We start from the raw sequence: 16,794 nt of genomic DNA on the forward strand, positions 1-16,794 counted from the left end.
GCGTATCTTAATGTAGATTGTTTTGTTCTAAATTGTTTAAAAATGCTGCAAATCCTTCGCTTGCCCGTGCCTGCAAACGACTGCTTGTCGTTATACGAACACGATTGCTCCAAGTAATGGCATAGCTTTGAGCTTCAAATTTTCCGACCAAGTCTACATCTTCATGACAAGGTATATGAGCAAAGCCACCAACAGCAAGATAAGCGTCACTGCTAAAGCTTAAATTTGCCCCATGAATATGAGGATGTCCCATCTTATCTTGGTAATGATCGATATAATTCTCTCGAGTTTGCAGTGTCAAATGTGCCCAGCTATCAACGTCCACCACCCCGCAAATCACATCTGTCGATTGATGGCTAATATGTTCAATTTGCTGTACTAACCAATCCACAGCTACCACTGAGTCAGCGTCTGTACAGGCAAGCCACGTGGCCCCATTTGCGATTGCATGACGAATACCGATGTCTCTTACTTGTCCCACACATTGATAGTCACAGAACAGGTAGTCAATACCTGCAGCTTTGACAATTTTCTGCGTCTCATCAATGCAGCTATCTAACACCACTAGCGGATACGCTTTAATCGTTGAGGGCAATTGCCTGATAGCAGATTGCACTGATGCCAAGCATTTAGCGATAGTCATTGCTTCATTATGAGCGGGAATTACAATACCGATTTTCATATCAGGTTTTCTTGCATAGCTACCGAGCTTGGGGATCGTTGCCAAACATCTAATAAGAAGTCGCTGTCTATTATTTGGCTTTGATGATTAAACGCAATTTGATGCTTCTCATTATTTGCAAAGTTAAAAGCATCATTTAAGCGCTGATGTACAGTCTCTCCTGTCATGGTAAATCCATCAATAGCATAACGCCAATGACAACATAGTAACGTACCGCCTATAGCAAGGTTTTGCTGAGTCCAAGCGATCACTGCATCAATATCATTGAGTGATAAATAATATAAAATCTCACTGATGACAATTAAATCAAAGGGTGGCTTGTTAGTAGACGTATCGTCTGATAAATGATAATCGTCCATAGTGGAAGCTTTTAAAGTCATTAATTCATTCGGAATCACACTCTGAATGACCTTAACGTGAGGAAATTCTGCCAAGCGCGCTTTGGCAAGTTGCACCGCCCGTTGATTACCGTCGATACTCACTAATGCCAGGCAACGTTGAGCCAATAACGCACTAAGAACGCCGTTGCCGCAGCCGAGTTCAATAGCATCGTTATATTGAGATTGCGGCAATATCGCCAGACAAATATCACGTTTTCGTTTTTCATACCAACGAGTTTGATACTGCCATGGATCGCTATTGTCATTATATAACGCGTCAAAATACGATTCTGAATAAGCAGCTGATTGGCTATTAATATCAATATTGTAGGCTAAGCTATTTTTAGAGGTATGACTCATACAAATAGACCTCCCAAGGTTGGCTGATTCTAGCAATCGTTTGCGCGGATAAAATGGGAGGGTTACCCGTACTTTCATCCGCAGTAATTTGACTTTCAAAACAGACAATGGCTTCTATTTTACGCTGTAGCTGCTCAGTGGTTAAATCCACTCTCATAGCATGGTGCCAAGGGATACGGCTATCGGCAGGTTTTGCCCAATGCCATGCCCAAATTAATACTTGATAACAGGCCAAATGATGCTGCTTGGCAAATGAGGCAACCACTAGCCCGGTTGCTTCATGGTCGGGATGACCGTCCTGCATAAAAGGCGTTACTAAAACATCATCAGGCTGGATAATAGAGGTTAATTTTTGCTGAAACTGATCTTGTTGAGCAAAGACTTCGCCATCTGTTAAGTCTAAAGCAATAGTTTTGACCTGATGAGCAATGCCCAATACTTCCAGCGCTTTAACACTTTCTTGCGGTCGGATAATATCAAGGCTTTCTTGAGAATAAATTTGCGAGTTCGGATGACTTTGTGTGCCATTGGTCACGTGAATAAGAACAATAGGATTGCCATTCGCGGCCAGTTGTTGCAACAGACCGCCACAGCCTAGTACTTCATCATCAGGATGCGGGGCAAAGATGCAGACTCGTTGATGTGGCGCAAAGCTTTTTGTAATATCAAATCGAGGCAAATCTTGCAATCCTGCCCAATTTTGCCAAGCCTCTTGACTGGTGCCATCACCTTCAATAACACGGTCACCTACAATCGGATGGTTGCCTTTAAGCCTATCAACATGCGTGATGGCAATATCTTTGTTTATGATTTTTATAGCGTCGTTATATATTATAGTTGCCATATATTGTCCTGCCCATTGGTTAAGTCATTGGATAAAACGTCAGCTAACTCACCGATTTTCTGTAAGTCAAAAGCACCATGACTTTGGCGGATAAAAACGGGCAGATCCGCTGACAATCTTGCAAAATGGGCATGGCGACAAAATGGTGCCGCGCCCAATGCTTGCCCAACCATATCCATTACTTGGCGAGCGACTTTCTCAACTTGTGACCTTAACTGGCGTATGGCAAGTTCGTGGCTGAGCTGTGGCTGACTATCTATTAAATCAGCAACATAATAAAAATACTGCTGAGTGACTGCCAATGCCGTACTAATTTTACCCAAATACATGGCTTTATAATCGTTTGGTTTCTGCTGATAGGCACTGATTAAATAGTCTGCTAGATAAGACGTTGCTCCATACCAGCAAGCAGCAACCCCTGCCGCCCCATGCCAAAAACCCACCCGTTCTAGGTATTCATTGGCTCTCCCAACTTGAATGGCCGATACTTCATGGAACTGTAATGTCGCTGTATCAGTGGCCTGCATCCCTACCGCTTGCCACTCCTCGTTATCAATCTCAATACCAGATTGACTCATATCTACGACAAGCAAATGCGCTTGATCATTGGCATTACGATACGTTATGAGTCCATGATCTACGATATTGGCTCCTGAACACCACGCTTTGGTACCACTAACTTTTCCTTGCTCATAACCTATAGGATTACCTTCTGCTGCCCAAACGGCCCACAACCCTTGATCCGCTTTATCATAGCCCACTTCATGTAAAATGCTTAGCGCATCCAAGTGCGACTCAAACCATTTTGCAATTGTTAGATCAATCCCTGCTACATAAGCCAAAACTTGCCAACGGCTCAACGTACTTGAGACTTCACCATTTACAGGGCTAGCACCGCTTGCGGGATGCGGGATTTTATCGCTATAGGTAATTAAGGTTTTTAAAATATCATGACGTAAAGTATCAGTTAAGCTAGGCGTACTAACAGCTTGATTATCAGTCAGTAAAATATTTTCTATACTGCCTTTCATCTCTGATAATAAAGGATTTTTTGTATCTAACGGTAGCATAAGGGTTTCCTAATTATTCTTATGAGCCAAACATTTGGACTGTATTAGGTTTCGAGATGTCTGTTTCTCGCCTTTTAACATCATACAGATCATCTAAAAAACTCTGCTGCCAAGCTTGTAAGTTATCTTGTTGTAGTCCTTGCAGTAAGGATTGATAGCGCAACTGCCGCTCACCTAATGGCATTGTCAGAGCGACGCTTAAACCCTCGGTCATACTTTTTGGTTGATGCGGGTCGATAATGACTGCGGCTTGCATTTGCTCCGCTGCCCCAGCATAACGTGAGAGCAATAGCACGCCAGGATTGTCAGGATTTTGAGCCGCAATATATTCTTTGGCAACCAAGTTCATACCATCTTTAAGCGAATTGACCCAGCCAATATCACTCTGCCAAAACATGGTCATTAGTGTCTCGTGACTTATTACGCTTTCGCAGTAGTTGATAGCTTGCCAAGAATATGCATTAGGCAAAAACTGCTGGTTAATATCATTAACAGCAGTTTTAACATCATTATAGAGTTGTTGATAAACATGCACATCTAAGCGACTAGGACACGCGATTTGTAATAATTTCAGCTGATTCTGGTAGATCGGATTTTGCTGTAAAAAATCGTGGTATGCTGAAAAACGCTTTAACAACCCTTTTGAGTAATCGATTCTGTCCACCGCAATAATTTTTTGGGCAGCAGATTTTATGGTCTTTTTATTCTGATTGGCTTTAGCATATTGCGAGGATAAATGGCTAATTTTCTGCTGTATTCTTGTCACATTTATGCCGATTGGATAGGCATCAATCCGCAAATAGTGAGGATTATTTAGACCTAAGTTAAGCATAACCTGCGTATTTTTTGACTGAGTAGAGATGCTAAAACCTTGCGGGGCATGTAAGACATTTATTAGCGAATCTTTTAAATAATAATGGCATACAACAAAGCAGTTGGCTCTCCCTTGCTGAGTTTGTGTGCCAAGTACGTCATAATGAGCAAGATGCCTAATGAGCTCACCGCTTTTATCAAGTGATTGCCAGAAAGGCAATGAGACAAAGGGGATGTGGAAAAAAAAGCCGATACGATTACGAACTCCTAATTGCCTACAATGATACGCCACACTTAAAAAATGATAATCATGCACCCAAATCACATCATCAGGCTCAATAATCTTCTTTAATTGCTTAGCAAAGAGGTGGTTTACCGTTTGATAGCCTGCGTAATCCTCTGGCGATTGACTGATTAAATCAACTCGCTCGTGCAATAGTGGCCACAGTACATTGTTGGCAAAGCCGCAGTAAAACTGCTGATACTGCTCAGTGGTAAGTGCAGTGGTCATATAAGTGATAGATGTATTGGCACACGGTGCGTCAGCGTCTGCTAAAGCAGTTTGTTTGATACTCCTAAATTCATTAGTATAATCATCATTATAGCGCTCGATAATTTCACCATTCCAGCCCATCCAAATGACTGATTTTCCATTTAATACGTCTTGCAGTGCTATTGCAAGTCCACCTGCCATTGGGTTGTTATCAGGCATTTTAACCCGATTAGACAAAACGATTAAGCGGCTCATACCACGTGTCTCACTATTTTTTTTACTAACGCATTATGTTGTTGACAGAAGCTTAAAAAGCTATCTAGTAAAACAGTCACCTCATGAGTATTACGAACGTAGTAATTGGCACTTGTAGGCTCACAACCGACCTTAATCCCCATCCCTTTTATTAACTGTGAGTCGTCTGCTAGCGATTTACTGTCACCTTGTACAGCCATAAATCCTGCCTCATCCGTAATATCATCACCAATAAAAATAGAACAAAGAGGCTTAGCGCTCTGTATTTTTTTTAATAAGGTCAGTATGGCTGTGCCTTTATTTACCCCTTTTGGTACCACTTCCCATACATATTTACCGGATTTTAATGTCCAGTTAGGATGGCTTTTTGATGTTTCTGTCATGATGGTATAAGCCATATCGCCCAAATCAGGGGCTTGCCGGAAATGGAGGGCGACAGAATAGGGTTTATTTTCTACGATGAAGTCATCAAAGGGAATGCAAGATTGGATAATAGCCTGCCTTATTGTCGCAAGCTCGATGGTATCAATAGATACGATATTTTCATCGTTACTAATACTGTCATCATCAAACGCTATTTCTAGTCCATGCGTTGCTGCGATCGGTAATGTTAAAGGCGACAGCATTTGCCTTGCTTCGGCCAAACTGCGTCCTGTCACGGCAGCAATTTTTACACCATGGGTTTGTATTTTTTGTAGAAGAGTTAAGGTTGACGCTGGGATAACGCTATCTTTAGGATTCAAAGTGAAATCAGCTAATGTGCCATCTATATCTAAAAACAAACAATAGCCTTGCTGATAGGATAAATAGTCAGCAAAGTTTTTTGGTGAAATATAGATAGGTTGCCTACTTATATTAGGGCTTCTTCCTGAAGTCACGTTTCTTCCTTGTTATTAAGAGACCATCTTTCGCTATCATTCCACCTACATTCGAAATAATTTGTCTGTTAAAAACAGTGGCATTTTTAATATGGATATATAGGAAGACGAATACTAAGCAATTGAATTTAATAAGAAGTGTGCCATAACCCAAGTAAAAATCTAGTGACTAGATTGTGCTGTTTAACGTGAGTTCTGTAACTCCTTAAAAAGGGTTACCACTTATAAAAGACCGCTATACATGGTATGTGTTTCAATGGTGTTTAGCTTTTCACGTAGCGCATTCATTTGTAATACGCAGTTCTGGTAATACTCTTCTTTGTCCTTCTCTTTTTCCTCTAAGCTTTTTTGATAAGTAAAATCATCCAATAGCGTTAAACAGCTCGTAATTAACTTAAGATCATTTAATGATAGGTCTTAATACTTACTCAAATCATGTGGCTTGATTTTTGAACATAGCTTAAACCTCTAAAATATTTCCATATGTCATTTATAGGATACTCAGAACCGTCCACTTGAACAAGACAACCATAACTCTCTAATTCTTTTTATGGGCTTTTTCTTGGCTAAGTAAAAATTTGGACATTAAGCGCGTCGCCCAAGAAGTTGTTTTAAACATTCCCTCATAAAACCCACAATGACTGCCTTTTTTCGTAGTCACTACAATAATATTTGGTATTTTCTCAATAGTTTTTTTGTAAGGTTCCAAGTTTTTAATATGACAAACAGGATCATCTTCTGCATTTAAAATCATTAAAGGGACTTTAATATTTTCAAACGTATAAATTGGATTAGATGCTTTAGTATAACTTTCATAGTCAGAAAACCCAGCCAGTTTAAAATATATTTTTTCAAATTCGGCTAAAGTTTTGGCATACAAAATTTCCTCCCATTGCGGTATTTGTTGCCATATTTCTTGATGGGGCAAAATAAATTTCCGAATGAGTTTTTTAGTCATAATTTTACTATAAATAGGATGAACATGCTTAAATCCTATTTCAGTGTTATAGCCTGGACAGAGTGCAAAAGCAGCTTTAATAGGTGTCTTTTCTGCTTCTTCTCCTAAATACCGTATTAATAGTCCAGTTCCAGCAGAAGAACCTACTGCATATAAATCAGAATTTGGAAATTTTTCCTGAATATAAATAATCTGTTCTTTAAGGTCTTGAGGTGAGCCAAAAAGATTAATTTTAGGAACCGTCAAAGGTAGGCAATCATGTCCACGACGCACACACAAAGCCACACGCCATCCTGTATAAGTATTCAAATCACGAACTATTTCTCGCATTGAATCAAATGTGCCAGTAATCGTATGTAAAAGAACTATGGTTGGTGTATCTTCAGGCAGATCCAATCCAAACCAAGCGACCGCTGTAATACCCCCATCCGTCATAGTTAATTGCTCAATAGAATCATATTTTAAATTAATAAGATTCTTTTTGATAACATCAAAAAACATAAGATGTATATGATGATTGCGGAGCCAAGGAGTTGGATTATATTGCTGTTGTAATTGCTCTAGAGTTGTAACAGTATCATTAAACAACCCATCTTTTTTATAGTAAAGCGTCGGTAACTCAGGTTCTAATTTGAAAACTAACTTTAAATTAGATATATATTTCATCATATGAAATATGTCTTTCATTTTTTGTCTCCAGACATTTTGATCTATGCCAACATACTGACACATTAGGAATTCATCAGATTAAGGGCTGAATAGCCATCGTTTTTGTAGATTCTGTAGTGAGAATAAACGGCTAATTAATATGATCACTTTTGTGGGAATCAATAGGGATTAGAGGACTGTTGGCATACCTATCAAGTTATGGTCAATCCTAAATAAAAGAAGTAAAAATATTATAACGTGCTGCTGGAACAAATTTTTCTTGCTTGCTGTGCTTCCGCAGACAGAGGCTACAAAAAATTCATACCAGCATCACTGTATTCTTTTAAAGTGGATCGACTATAGTTTTAAAATTAATATCGATAGCAAAGAATTATTTAATACTAGAGTAAACCAAATATTAATTTAAACTATAACTTACTAAGTGGCACACTCCCCGATACTATGGCGTCCAAAATATCAATAACATCTCCATATGCCATGGATTTATTTTAATCTAATGATCCGAAAAGCCCCTACATGCTATTATTTTTATAGCGTAGAAGGCTGAGGTATGAAATTCACTTTTCTCAGGTGATGTCGTTAATATTGGGGGTTGATCAATAGGCATTCAATAATATAAAGACTACTGCGATAAAACCGCTATTAGCGGTTTTATCTATTTTCTTATAGGATAGCTTTCAATGAAAGTAATAAGGCATCTGTATCCAATATTACAAAATGCATTATTATAACATCCGTGTCAGAGTATCATCTCTATGATAAAAGTGATGAACTAAAGCCATAGCAGTGTGCCCAATGATTAAAGCGGCTAATAACCAAGCCAGTGGTGAATGCAATTCGCCAAGGGTAGCCGCCCAAGCAACCTCTTTACCTTTGGCAACTAGCTCAACGCCAAAGGCAGTGATGCCATACCCTCCTCCCAGCATAACCATAATTCCCGTCAGCGGCATTAGTAGCATACAGACGTAAAGAAGGCGATGGCCTGCAGTAACTAGCTTGATAGTGGCTGGATCTTGCGTAGGACGCTGATGGCGCTGCGTCGCTACCCATAGCAGTCTTATGATTATTAATACTAGCAATAGTATGCCGATAGAAACATGCCAAGGCACTAAGGTCTGTCCGACCCAATGCTCGCCATCGCTGATACGATCAGCAAACTTAAGCAGTTGCCATGTAATTAATAGTGCCATACTCCAGTGCAAAAATTTGCTAACGCGCCCATAGCGTTTTTTTGAATCGGTATTCATGTTTTTTCCTTTTTACTACCTGTATTAACAACTCATGTCCATTCGATGATAAGCGTCTCTTTTCCTGCCATACGTAGTAGATGATCGCTTACTACTTCCTGTAGTTTTGACATCTGCTCCGTCTCACTTTTGAGGGTCACTGTGAGTACATCAGTACAATGCATCTGGCAAATTCCCATAGGTAGCTCAATAACGCCTTGATCTGAGCTAAGAGTCACTGGTAGTTTATGTGCCCAGTGTTTGCACAGTCGATTCATTATTCGTGCCGGATCTTGTGTTTGTATGGTTGCGCTTGAGGTCAGCATGGTTAATTACTCCTAATATTAATGATAGAAACGTGCTGCCTAAACTAGGTTAAGCAATACTCTCGACGATACCACCTTCTACACGCAGTGCTGAACCCGTCGTTGCGCTCGCTTGCGTTGAGGCAATGTAAACGCTCATATGAGCGATTTCCTCAGGGGTCGCAAAACGCTTGATTAGGGTTGAGGGACGATTTTCATCTAAGAATATGCCTTCCATTTCTACCGCTGTGACGCCGCGCTCTTCCGCCAGTCCTTGCATCATGGCTTTTGCACCCTCAGTACGAGTCGGTCCTGGCAAAATACTGTTTACTGTGACACCGCTACCCGCGAGCACTTTGGCAAGTCCGCGTGATACGCCTTGAACAGCGGCTTTAGTGACACCGTAATGCACCATTTCAGCAGGGATATTCAGTGCTGATTCACTAGAGATAAACTGAATTCGACCCCAGCCTTTTTCTTTCATAGCTTTGGCGTAATGTCGTGACAAGCGAACCCCACTCATCACATTCGTTTGGAACATCTCCTCCCAAGCATTATCATCAATATCGAAAAAAGGAGTGGCGCCATAAATACCGAGATTGTTCACTAAAATATCCACTTCTGGCAATGTGTTGATAATCGTTTGACAGCCATCAGCCGTACCCGCATCAGCAACAATTCCCTTTATGTTATTGGTATCATTGACACCGTCAGATTGTTGAATCTGTTCGATTGCCTCATCAATGCCCGCTTGATTGCGGCCAACGATAGTGACTTGTGCGCCAGCTTTGGCAAGACCTGTTGCAATAGCAAGCCCAATACCAGCGGTTGAGCCCGTGACGAATGCTGTTTTTCCATTAAGGTCGATTTTCATCATATTTTCCTGTTTATAAATGCGAGTTAGTTTATAAATAACTAGGTTGGTATCTGCTCATTAAACTTAGCCAAACTGAAAGGCTGATAACTGGGTCTTAAGCACTTGCTGGGAGTAAACCTTATAACCTTTATCTCCCTCTGCTGCGCCTACTGCAACCATAAGCGGCAACAAATGCTCCTCTGCACCTAACAAATGAGCATCCAAGGCATGGGGCGCTTGCGTCCAACCACAAAGAGCAGCATCGCGCTCCTCTTGATCAGCGGCAACCGTTGTCGTTAACCACTCATCAAAACGCTCTGATGGCGCGGTAAAAGTGGCATCGTTGTAGCCCGCCATATTATGAAAGCTCATGCCACTACCGACGATCAATACACCTTCATCTCGTAATTCTGCGATTGCCTTGCCTGCCAGTATATGTGCTTCAGGGTCTAAATCATTGCGTAGTGATAATTGTACTACTGGAATATCGGCGTCAGGGAACATCAGTTTTAAAGGTATAAACATGCCATGATCAAAACCTCTGGAGCTGTCCTGCTTATTGTTTATACCTGCATCGGTGAGTAACTTACCTATACGTTCAGCCAACTCTGGCGCACCCGCTGCAGGATAAATCAGCTGATAAGTATGCTCAGGAAAGTTATAATAATCGTAAATAAGCTCAGGTTGCATGCCAGCGGTAATACTGAACTCTGACGTCTGCCAATGAGCGCTAATTATCAAAATAGCTTTGGGACGCTGTGGTAGACGATTAGGAATACCCGTTAAAAACTCAGCCATCTTGCTCCAAGTATCGGCAGGCTGCCAGTCCATAAAGAAGCAAGGCCCAGCACCATGAGGTATAAACAATACGGGCTGCTTAACTGAAGTTACTTGACTGTTCATGTGCACGACTCCTTTATTTATAATCGTTAAACCGATCCTATTTTCTCTGATAATGCTTTATCCATACTGAGATAACCACCGCCTTGTATAGCTAAAGCAATCAGCGCCACCATTAATACTAGTGCATACTCGTAGCCACCATCAGCGGCAAATAAGCCATTACCGATATGCACAGAAAAAATAGCAACCAGCATAGTAAAGGCTGCAACTACGGCAGCAGGTCGCGTGAGTACTCCTAATACTAAGGCAAGACCACCGAAGAATTCAGCGCTTCCTGCTAGTATTGCCATAAGTAAACCTGGTTCCATACCCATACTGCTTAACCACCCAGCCGTTCCTGCCAGCCCGTTACCACCGAACCAGCCAAATAGCTTTTGGGCCCCATGAGCCATCAAAATCAGGCCTACAGGTACACGAAGAATTAAAGCTGCCGATCCAGCGTTCGTTGCAAAAGCTTTATTCAGTAATGAGATTTTCATCGAGGACTACTCCGTAGCATTTTAATAAATAGGCAGTTAAGCCATTAGGTATAGACATACTTTACTATCAACGCTATTAAATAGTAAGATAGGATATATTGAATGATAATCAACACAGTGTTTATAATAGATTCATTACTACGCTAAATAAAGGACGAGACATGGATAGAATTGACGCAATGCGTGCTTTTGTAGCGGTAGTAACAGAGGGTAGTTTTAGCAAGGCTGCCATTACTATGCAGCTTTCCCCACAGTTGGTAAGCAAGTATGTGGCAAAGTTAGAAGAGCAGCTACATACTCGCCTGCTTAATCGTACTACCCGTAAAGTAAGCGTTACTGAATCTGGCAGCCAATATTTTATTCATGCGCAGCAGATCTTATTAAGTATTGACGACATGGAGGCGCAATTAGGTGGCTTACAGCAGCATCCTAAAGGGACACTGCGAATCAGTGCGCCTGTCTCATTTGCTCTAAAACATATGGCAAAATTGATTGCTGACTTTCAGGCACGCTATCCTTTAGTCACTGTTGATCTACAACTTAGTGATAGAAAGGTCGATATCGTTGAGGAAGGCTTTGATATTGCTCTGCGTATCGGACAGCTTGAAAGCTCATCTCTTATTGCTAAAAAAATCGCACCTATCCGCGTGGTTTTATGCGCAGCGCCTAAGTATTTCAAGGCTCATGGCACTCCTAAACGGCTTGAGGATTTGGAAGCACATCGCTATTTGCATTATAGCTATATGAATGTAGAGACTAAGGGACAAATCTTTAAATACCTAAAAGCAAAACAGCTTAAGGACAGTAGTGTTTTTCGGAGTAACAACGGCGATGTCTTAGTAGAGGCCGCTATTGAAGGTGCTGGACTGGTATTGCAACCAACTTTTATTGCTAGTAAAGCCCTAAACGCTGGCAAGCTAGTCATAGTACTGCCTGAATATGAGCCAAGCCCTTTAGGCTTATATGCTGTTTATGCGCATAGAAAACTGCTACCTCATAAAGTCAGGTGTTTTATTGACTTTATGACAGACTATTATGGTGCACCGCCGTATTGGGATGAACAGATAGTTGATGAATAACTAGAGACTGTAATAGCCAGTCGTTCACTTATAACTATCTATCAATTTTACTATCATTGCTGCCAAGCCCGATAACAAAAAGCGCATCATATAGACTGATGCGCTTTTGAAAATAAAATTATAAAGCTAGATAATTAAAAGTGGTTTACTTCAAAGCACTTTTTTTGCCGTATCTTTTTATACTCAATGGATAGGCTACACTACGAGTATTATTAGATTTTATTGATTTATTAACCAGTGAGATCCACATTATTGCTTTACTACTAACCTAACACGCGTACACGCTCACTAATCGGCTCAAACTCTTTGTCGCCAGCTATTGCGTCGATACCGCCAAATGGCATCTGAGCGATCAGCTTCCAAGATGGTTGGATATTGAAAGCTTTAGCAACATCTCGTTCAAATATAGCCGTGTAGTGTTGTAAGCTTGCGCCTATATCCATATCGCTCAGCGATATCCAAATAGCATATTGATGCATGGCACTTGTATGTTGGGCATAAACGGGAAAGCTCTCAGCATAAAGTGCAAACTGCTTTTGTAATGCTTTTATAGCGTTTTCATCTTCAAAATACAAAATAGTCCCTACGCCCGCGCGAAAACTATCCATCTTTTGCTTAGTACTAGAAAAATCGCCATCACCCACAATTTCTCTTAAGTTCTTTTCGGCAATATCCCATAGGCGCTTGTGCTCAATGCCAAGTAAAATCACAATACGAGTTGTTTGTGAGTTAAACGATGAAGGGGTATGCAAAATAGCGTGCTCTACCGCTTCAACGACAGATTGCGTAGCAACGGGTAATTTATCATTCAAAGAATAAATAGTACGACGGTTTTCAAATGATTCATGTAGCTTAAGAGTGTTGCTTGACATAATTTCTTCCTATTTGATCACTTTTTTATGATAAAAATTTGACCTATAATGTCAAATTTTTCGATGCTGAAATATTCATCTGTAGTTACTCTACAAAATTTATTTGGAGTCAGACCTCTATGTAGCAAGATATCTTACTATCAACAAGGTAAAAGATTAAGATCAAAAATAGAAAATAACTTGCAACAAAATATTGATAATAAATTTAATAATGAAATTAATCATTCTTAGAATCATGGTACAGATGGAAGGATTTTTTCGAATTAATAAACTCTTATCGATTTAGCTTTTATATATACTATTTGATAATCATTAAGTGATAAAATTCTTACAAATATAAACAAGGCAACCCTAATTGTCATCTTATAACTTGGTAAATCGATTGCGTTTATATCTTAGTTATTGTTATTTTAGGCTGTTACAGCAGTAAAAAAGGTGGCCAATACTACAATTTTATATGGCGTTAACAACCTTTAGTATGATTAATCATTTTGCTGAGTGGTTTGATATTGAGCCTGCTAGTATCGAAAACATTATCACCAAACAAAACCCACGCCTGCGTGCTTCCAATAAAAGCTGACCCCTGCCGTCAAATCCTTATAACTAAACTTATGAGATCAAGCTGTAGATCCAAACTCAAATCACTATCATCTGCTCTACCAAAAAATCTAAAAAAACGCGTGTTTTTGGTGAGACCATATCTCGCTTTAAATAAATAGCGTAAGTAGCACTCAGTTCTTCATATGGACTAAAAATATGATCTGGCATGACTTGAACCAATGACCCTTTCGCCAATTCATCCTTAACAGCCCACAGTGGGATTAGCGTCAGACCTGTATGATTCAATACCAGCTGCTTCTGACCATTCACGGAGTTCACTGAAACCTGACTATTAATCATCAACTTTTTACTATCTTCTGCTATCAAAAACCACTCTTTCCAACCGTTATAACCATATCGGATACATTGGTGATCAGCTAGATCGTCAATGCTACAAGGCGTGCCATTATTTTTTAAATATTGGGGGCTTGCACACAGTAGAAAATCATTAAATACCAAGCGTCTGGCAATCATGGTCGAATCAGATAAGCGTCCACTTCGAATAGCCACGTCAATATTTTCTTCTATAAGATCCACAACCCGTTCTGTTAACTCAATTTTTATATCAATATCTGGATATAACGACATAAATTTCGGTATTAACGGTAATACCATGCTTTCACCAAAACCAACTGTCATGCTGATTTTCAGCTTACCCTGTGGCATTATTTGCAGGTCATTAACGGCTCTTTTGGCATTATCAAACTCTGACACAATTCGCTGAGAGTATTCGTAATATTTGTGCCCCGCTTCAGTCAAACTGGTGTTTCTGGTCGTTTTATTGAGCAGACGTACGCCCAACTCCTTTTCAAGCACTGCTAACTGCCGTGAAATGGAAGACGGCTGTACATCAAAGATGCGGCTGGCTTCTGAAATACTACCGGTTTCGACAACACTATTGAAATATGCCAATCGATTTATTGAGCTCATTGCCACTCCTTTATTAAGTTGATAGGTATTCCATTTAACTGTAACCATGGCTTGCTCAAAAAGCAAAAGTAATTTGTTTACTGGGTAATGGTTTGCTGGATTAGCAACGTCTAAACTTATTGTCCTGAAACAAACCATAAGACATTCACACCAGTAAAGGGTAATAACATGAAAGCGATGATCATTAAAGAAATCGGTACAACTGCAGTTTTTCAATTGGCAGAAAAACCAAAACCAACGGCAACACTAGGTCATATGGTTGTGGAAGTGAAAGCCACTAGTGTGAACCCTATTGATACCATGCTGCGCTCAGTCGAGCTGCCTTGGTCGGAGAATTTGCCAGAGATACTACACGGTGATGTAGCTGGTATTGTGAGCGAGATAGGTGCCGACATCACTGAATTTAGTGTTGGTGACGAAGTTTATGGTATGGCTGGTGGCCTCAACGGTATTGATGGTGCACTTGCTGAATTCATGTTAGTTGATGTGCGTTTAATGGCTAAAAAACCTAAAACACTCAGCATGAAGCAAGCCGCAGCCCTGCCGTTGGTCGCACTCACTTCTTATGAGGCACTCGTACAAAAAATGAATGTCAAAGAAGGCGATAATGTCTTGATTCATGGTGCAACAGGGGGCGTTGGTCATATTGCCGTTCAGCTAGCAAAAGTACTTGGCGCGACAGTCACCGCTACCTACTCTCCTGCTAATAGTGCACTAGCACAAACACTAGGCGCGGATCATCTAGTGGATTATACAACAGCGGAGGTTGATGACTATGTGGCGACGTATACTAACGGCGTGGGTTTTGACAAAGTTTTCGATACGGTGGCTGGTGATAATATTCAAAAATCGTTTCAAGCCGTTAGATTCAATGGCCATGTCGCCACTATTTTACCCATTGCTGATCCATTGCAAATTGCTCTCAAAGCCTTATCCTTTCACGGTGTTTTGGTGCTCATTCCATTATTTCATGGCATCAACCATGAATCGCACGGTCGTATCCTGACAATGATTGCAGAGCTGGTTGATAGTGGCAAAATCATGCCTATCATAGATGATAGTAACTACTCTATTTGGGAGGTAGCGCGCGCGCATGACCATCTTGAATCAGGTAAAGCAGTGGGTAAGATCACGCTCACTGTATAGTAGTATTTGGACGTGTCCTCATTTTAAAAATGGTGATAAAAATGAGATAAATCGCAGCCAGACTGTATTAAATAGCTGTGTTAAAAATGAGATGTTCACAGATAGTAATGACTCTCTAAAATAACACAGCTCGCTCGTAGAAACTCTTATCACGGTAGGGTCATTACTTTATTTAGAAGTTTCTAACACTTTAGGAAGTATACCAACAGGTACTCCGAATACTTTACTCCAGACTCACTGTAATTTTTTATAGAGAGCTAACTACAGTAAGAATTAATTTTCGTAAAAGGCTTTCAGCAGCTTCATAACTTAACCCCTCCATCATTACTGCATCTGAAATAGCATCGATTGTACCGTGGATAGCGTATAACACCCCCTTGTTTTCTTGGAAAGACCCTGTTAAATGAGGCTGTAAAATCTGCCAATAGGCTTTAGAAAAGTAGTATCGAATATCAGCTTTGAGGTTTCGGTAACCAGGGTAAGCTTGTAAAGCGGCAATAATTTCCTCGTATTGAGATCCGCAATGTACTACGCAAGCAAGATATGACTTAACAACACTATCGACGGTGGCTTCGAGAGAGAGCGGGTGCTCAGCCACCGCTTGCTCAATAGCTTCAATTACACGTTGATCATAGCTTTGATAGAGGGCTGAAAGTAACGCTTCTCTTGAGCCGAAGTGTTCATATGTGATGGGCTTGCTAACTCCTGCGTAATCAGCTAATGAAATTAATGTTAAAGCCTCTGTACCTGACTCCTGAACAATTTGATTAGCCATGGCCAATAACTGAATACGACGTTCTTCTTTTGTCATACGCTTACCCACCTCTCTCTCCTTCTTTTATTCATACGTATTGATTAACACTTTAAGCGATGAAACATGCTTTTGCATCCATGCTTAAATAAAAAAGTAACTCGCTGTATCCCGGATAGGGATGTATGCTCTCCTGCAGTTTCTGTAGGGGGATTTGATTCTGCTTTAATAGCTGTAACTCACCC

The 16,794-nt window shown here is 40.5% G+C and carries 18 protein-coding genes; 3 read left to right on the forward strand and 15 right to left on the reverse strand.

Annotated features, from left to right (window positions below; genetic code table 11):
• Nucleotides 1–7: 7 nt before the first annotated feature.
• The 12 genes from Q6344_10305 to Q6344_10360 all read right to left on the reverse strand — a co-directional run bounded on the left by Q6344_10305 (nt 8) and on the right by Q6344_10360 (nt 11,171).
• Nucleotides 8–682 (reverse strand): glycosyltransferase, encoded by a 675-nt coding sequence (locus tag Q6344_10305; GenBank protein ID WLG12991.1) that lies wholly within the window; start codon nt 680–682, stop codon nt 8–10.
• Nucleotides 679–1,422 (reverse strand): class I SAM-dependent methyltransferase, encoded by a 744-nt coding sequence (locus Q6344_10310; protein ID WLG12992.1) that lies wholly within the window; start codon nt 1,420–1,422, stop codon nt 679–681. Before Q6344_10310 ends, Q6344_10305 begins: the two co-directional genes overlap by 4 nt.
• On the reverse strand, nt 1,406–2,266 hold the full coding sequence (locus tag Q6344_10315; protein WLG12993.1) for a PIG-L deacetylase family protein: 861 nt from the start codon (nt 2,264–2,266) through the stop codon (nt 1,406–1,408). The genes Q6344_10310 and Q6344_10315 overlap by 17 nt, the downstream gene beginning before the upstream one ends.
• The gene (locus Q6344_10320) at nt 2,254–3,336 is read right to left on the reverse strand and encodes an acyl-CoA dehydrogenase family protein (protein ID WLG12994.1); all 1,083 of its coding nucleotides are present in this window, start codon (nt 3,334–3,336) and stop codon (nt 2,254–2,256) included. The genes Q6344_10315 and Q6344_10320 overlap by 13 nt, the downstream gene beginning before the upstream one ends.
• Before the next feature lie 19 nt (nt 3,337–3,355).
• Nucleotides 3,356–4,897 carry a trehalose-6-phosphate synthase gene (locus tag Q6344_10325; protein ID WLG12995.1) on the reverse strand — a complete coding sequence of 514 codons (1,542 nt, stop codon included), beginning with the start codon at nt 4,895–4,897 and terminating at the stop codon, nt 3,356–3,358.
• Nucleotides 4,894–5,775, reverse strand: a complete 882-nt coding sequence (gene otsB, locus Q6344_10330) for a trehalose-phosphatase (protein WLG12996.1) — start codon at nt 5,773–5,775, stop codon at nt 4,894–4,896. The genes Q6344_10325 and otsB overlap by 4 nt, the downstream gene beginning before the upstream one ends.
• Nucleotides 5,776–6,313: 538 nt before the next feature.
• Nucleotides 6,314–7,402, reverse strand: a complete 1,089-nt coding sequence (locus Q6344_10335; protein ID WLG15198.1) for an alpha/beta hydrolase — start codon at nt 7,400–7,402, stop codon at nt 6,314–6,316.
• A gap of 725 nt (nt 7,403–8,127) precedes the next feature.
• Nucleotides 8,128–8,649 (reverse strand): cytochrome b, encoded by a 522-nt coding sequence (locus Q6344_10340; protein WLG12997.1) that lies wholly within the window; start codon nt 8,647–8,649, stop codon nt 8,128–8,130.
• A 32-nt stretch (nt 8,650–8,681) separates the two neighbouring features.
• On the reverse strand, nt 8,682–8,954 hold the full coding sequence (locus Q6344_10345; protein WLG12998.1) for a DUF2218 domain-containing protein: 273 nt from the start codon (nt 8,952–8,954) through the stop codon (nt 8,682–8,684).
• A gap of 49 nt (nt 8,955–9,003) precedes the next feature.
• Nucleotides 9,004–9,807 carry an SDR family oxidoreductase gene (locus tag Q6344_10350; GenBank protein WLG12999.1) on the reverse strand — a complete coding sequence of 268 codons (804 nt, stop codon included), beginning with the start codon at nt 9,805–9,807 and terminating at the stop codon, nt 9,004–9,006.
• A gap of 66 nt (nt 9,808–9,873) precedes the next feature.
• Nucleotides 9,874–10,692, reverse strand: coding sequence for a class III extradiol ring-cleavage dioxygenase (locus Q6344_10355; GenBank protein WLG13000.1), 819 nt, complete (start codon nt 10,690–10,692; stop codon nt 9,874–9,876).
• Between the two features lie 26 nt (nt 10,693–10,718).
• On the reverse strand, nt 10,719–11,171 hold the full coding sequence (locus Q6344_10360; GenBank protein WLG13001.1) for a DoxX family protein: 453 nt from the start codon (nt 11,169–11,171) through the stop codon (nt 10,719–10,721).
• Nucleotides 11,172–11,332: 161 nt separating this feature from the next.
• Here Q6344_10360 and Q6344_10365 point away from each other — a divergent pair, with 161 nt between their 5' ends.
• Nucleotides 11,333–12,250 (forward strand): LysR substrate-binding domain-containing protein, encoded by a 918-nt coding sequence (locus tag Q6344_10365; protein WLG13002.1) that lies wholly within the window; start codon nt 11,333–11,335, stop codon nt 12,248–12,250.
• A gap of 263 nt (nt 12,251–12,513) precedes the next feature.
• Here the strand turns inward: Q6344_10365 and Q6344_10370 are convergent, their stop codons facing one another.
• Nucleotides 12,514–13,122 (reverse strand): nitroreductase family protein, encoded by a 609-nt coding sequence (locus tag Q6344_10370; GenBank protein ID WLG13003.1) that lies wholly within the window; start codon nt 13,120–13,122, stop codon nt 12,514–12,516.
• 457 nt (nt 13,123–13,579) lie between these two features.
• Here Q6344_10370 and Q6344_10375 point away from each other — a divergent pair, with 457 nt between their 5' ends.
• Nucleotides 13,580–13,702: a hypothetical protein gene (locus Q6344_10375; GenBank protein ID WLG13004.1), complete on the forward strand. Its 123-nt coding sequence runs from the start codon at nt 13,580–13,582 to the stop codon at nt 13,700–13,702.
• 56 nt (nt 13,703–13,758) lie between these two features.
• Here Q6344_10375 and Q6344_10380 read toward each other — a convergent pair whose 3' ends face one another.
• Complete coding sequence (locus tag Q6344_10380; GenBank protein ID WLG13005.1) at nt 13,759–14,652, reverse strand: LysR substrate-binding domain-containing protein; 894 nt, start codon at nt 14,650–14,652, stop codon at nt 13,759–13,761.
• A 168-nt stretch (nt 14,653–14,820) separates the two neighbouring features.
• Here Q6344_10380 and Q6344_10385 point away from each other — a divergent pair, with 168 nt between their 5' ends.
• Entirely contained in the window at nt 14,821–15,798 is a 978-nt protein-coding gene (locus tag Q6344_10385; GenBank protein WLG13006.1) for a zinc-dependent alcohol dehydrogenase family protein, read from the forward strand.
• 247 nt (nt 15,799–16,045) lie between these two features.
• On the opposite strand, the gene Q6344_10390 is transcribed toward Q6344_10385, so the two are convergent.
• Nucleotides 16,046–16,609 (reverse strand): TetR/AcrR family transcriptional regulator, encoded by a 564-nt coding sequence (locus Q6344_10390; protein ID WLG13007.1) that lies wholly within the window; start codon nt 16,607–16,609, stop codon nt 16,046–16,048.
• Nucleotides 16,610–16,794: the final 185 nt, after the last annotated feature.

Origin of the sequence: Psychrobacter cibarius (assembly GCA_030686115.1) — a bacterium.
In the GTDB taxonomy this organism is placed as follows: domain Bacteria; phylum Pseudomonadota; class Gammaproteobacteria; order Pseudomonadales; family Moraxellaceae; genus Psychrobacter; species Psychrobacter cibarius_C.

Excerpts from the sequence above, each read along its gene's own strand:
- Q6344_10310 (WLG12992.1), bottom strand. The coding sequence starts at position 1,422 with ATGAGTCATACCTCTAAAAATAGCTTAGCCTACAATATTGATATTAAT.
- Q6344_10305 (WLG12991.1), bottom strand. The coding sequence starts at position 682 with ATGAAAATCGGTATTGTAATTCCCGCTCATAATGAAGCAATGACTATC.
- Q6344_10390 (WLG13007.1), bottom strand. The coding sequence starts at position 16,609 with ATGACAAAAGAAGAACGTCGTATTCAGTTATTGGCCATGGCTAATCAA.
- Q6344_10375 (WLG13004.1), top strand. The coding sequence starts at position 13,580 with ATGGCGTTAACAACCTTTAGTATGATTAATCATTTTGCTGAGTGGTTT.
- Q6344_10350 (WLG12999.1), bottom strand. The coding sequence starts at position 9,807 with ATGAAAATCGACCTTAATGGAAAAACAGCATTCGTCACGGGCTCAACC.
- Q6344_10315 (WLG12993.1), bottom strand. The coding sequence starts at position 2,266 with ATGGCAACTATAATATATAACGACGCTATAAAAATCATAAACAAAGAT.
- Q6344_10365 (WLG13002.1), top strand. The coding sequence starts at position 11,333 with ATGGATAGAATTGACGCAATGCGTGCTTTTGTAGCGGTAGTAACAGAG.
- Q6344_10360 (WLG13001.1), bottom strand. The coding sequence starts at position 11,171 with ATGAAAATCTCATTACTGAATAAAGCTTTTGCAACGAACGCTGGATCG.
- Q6344_10325 (WLG12995.1), bottom strand. The coding sequence starts at position 4,897 with ATGAGCCGCTTAATCGTTTTGTCTAATCGGGTTAAAATGCCTGATAAC.
- Q6344_10335 (WLG15198.1), bottom strand. The coding sequence starts at position 7,402 with ATGATGAAATATATATCTAATTTAAAGTTAGTTTTCAAATTAGAACCT.
- Q6344_10380 (WLG13005.1), bottom strand. The coding sequence starts at position 14,652 with ATGAGCTCAATAAATCGATTGGCATATTTCAATAGTGTTGTCGAAACC.
- Q6344_10385 (WLG13006.1), top strand. The coding sequence starts at position 14,821 with ATGAAAGCGATGATCATTAAAGAAATCGGTACAACTGCAGTTTTTCAA.
- Q6344_10345 (WLG12998.1), bottom strand. The coding sequence starts at position 8,954 with ATGCTGACCTCAAGCGCAACCATACAAACACAAGATCCGGCACGAATA.
- Q6344_10320 (WLG12994.1), bottom strand. The coding sequence starts at position 3,336 with ATGCTACCGTTAGATACAAAAAATCCTTTATTATCAGAGATGAAAGGC.
- Q6344_10355 (WLG13000.1), bottom strand. The coding sequence starts at position 10,692 with ATGAACAGTCAAGTAACTTCAGTTAAGCAGCCCGTATTGTTTATACCT.
- Q6344_10340 (WLG12997.1), bottom strand. The coding sequence starts at position 8,649 with ATGAATACCGATTCAAAAAAACGCTATGGGCGCGTTAGCAAATTTTTG.
- Q6344_10370 (WLG13003.1), bottom strand. The coding sequence starts at position 13,122 with ATGTCAAGCAACACTCTTAAGCTACATGAATCATTTGAAAACCGTCGT.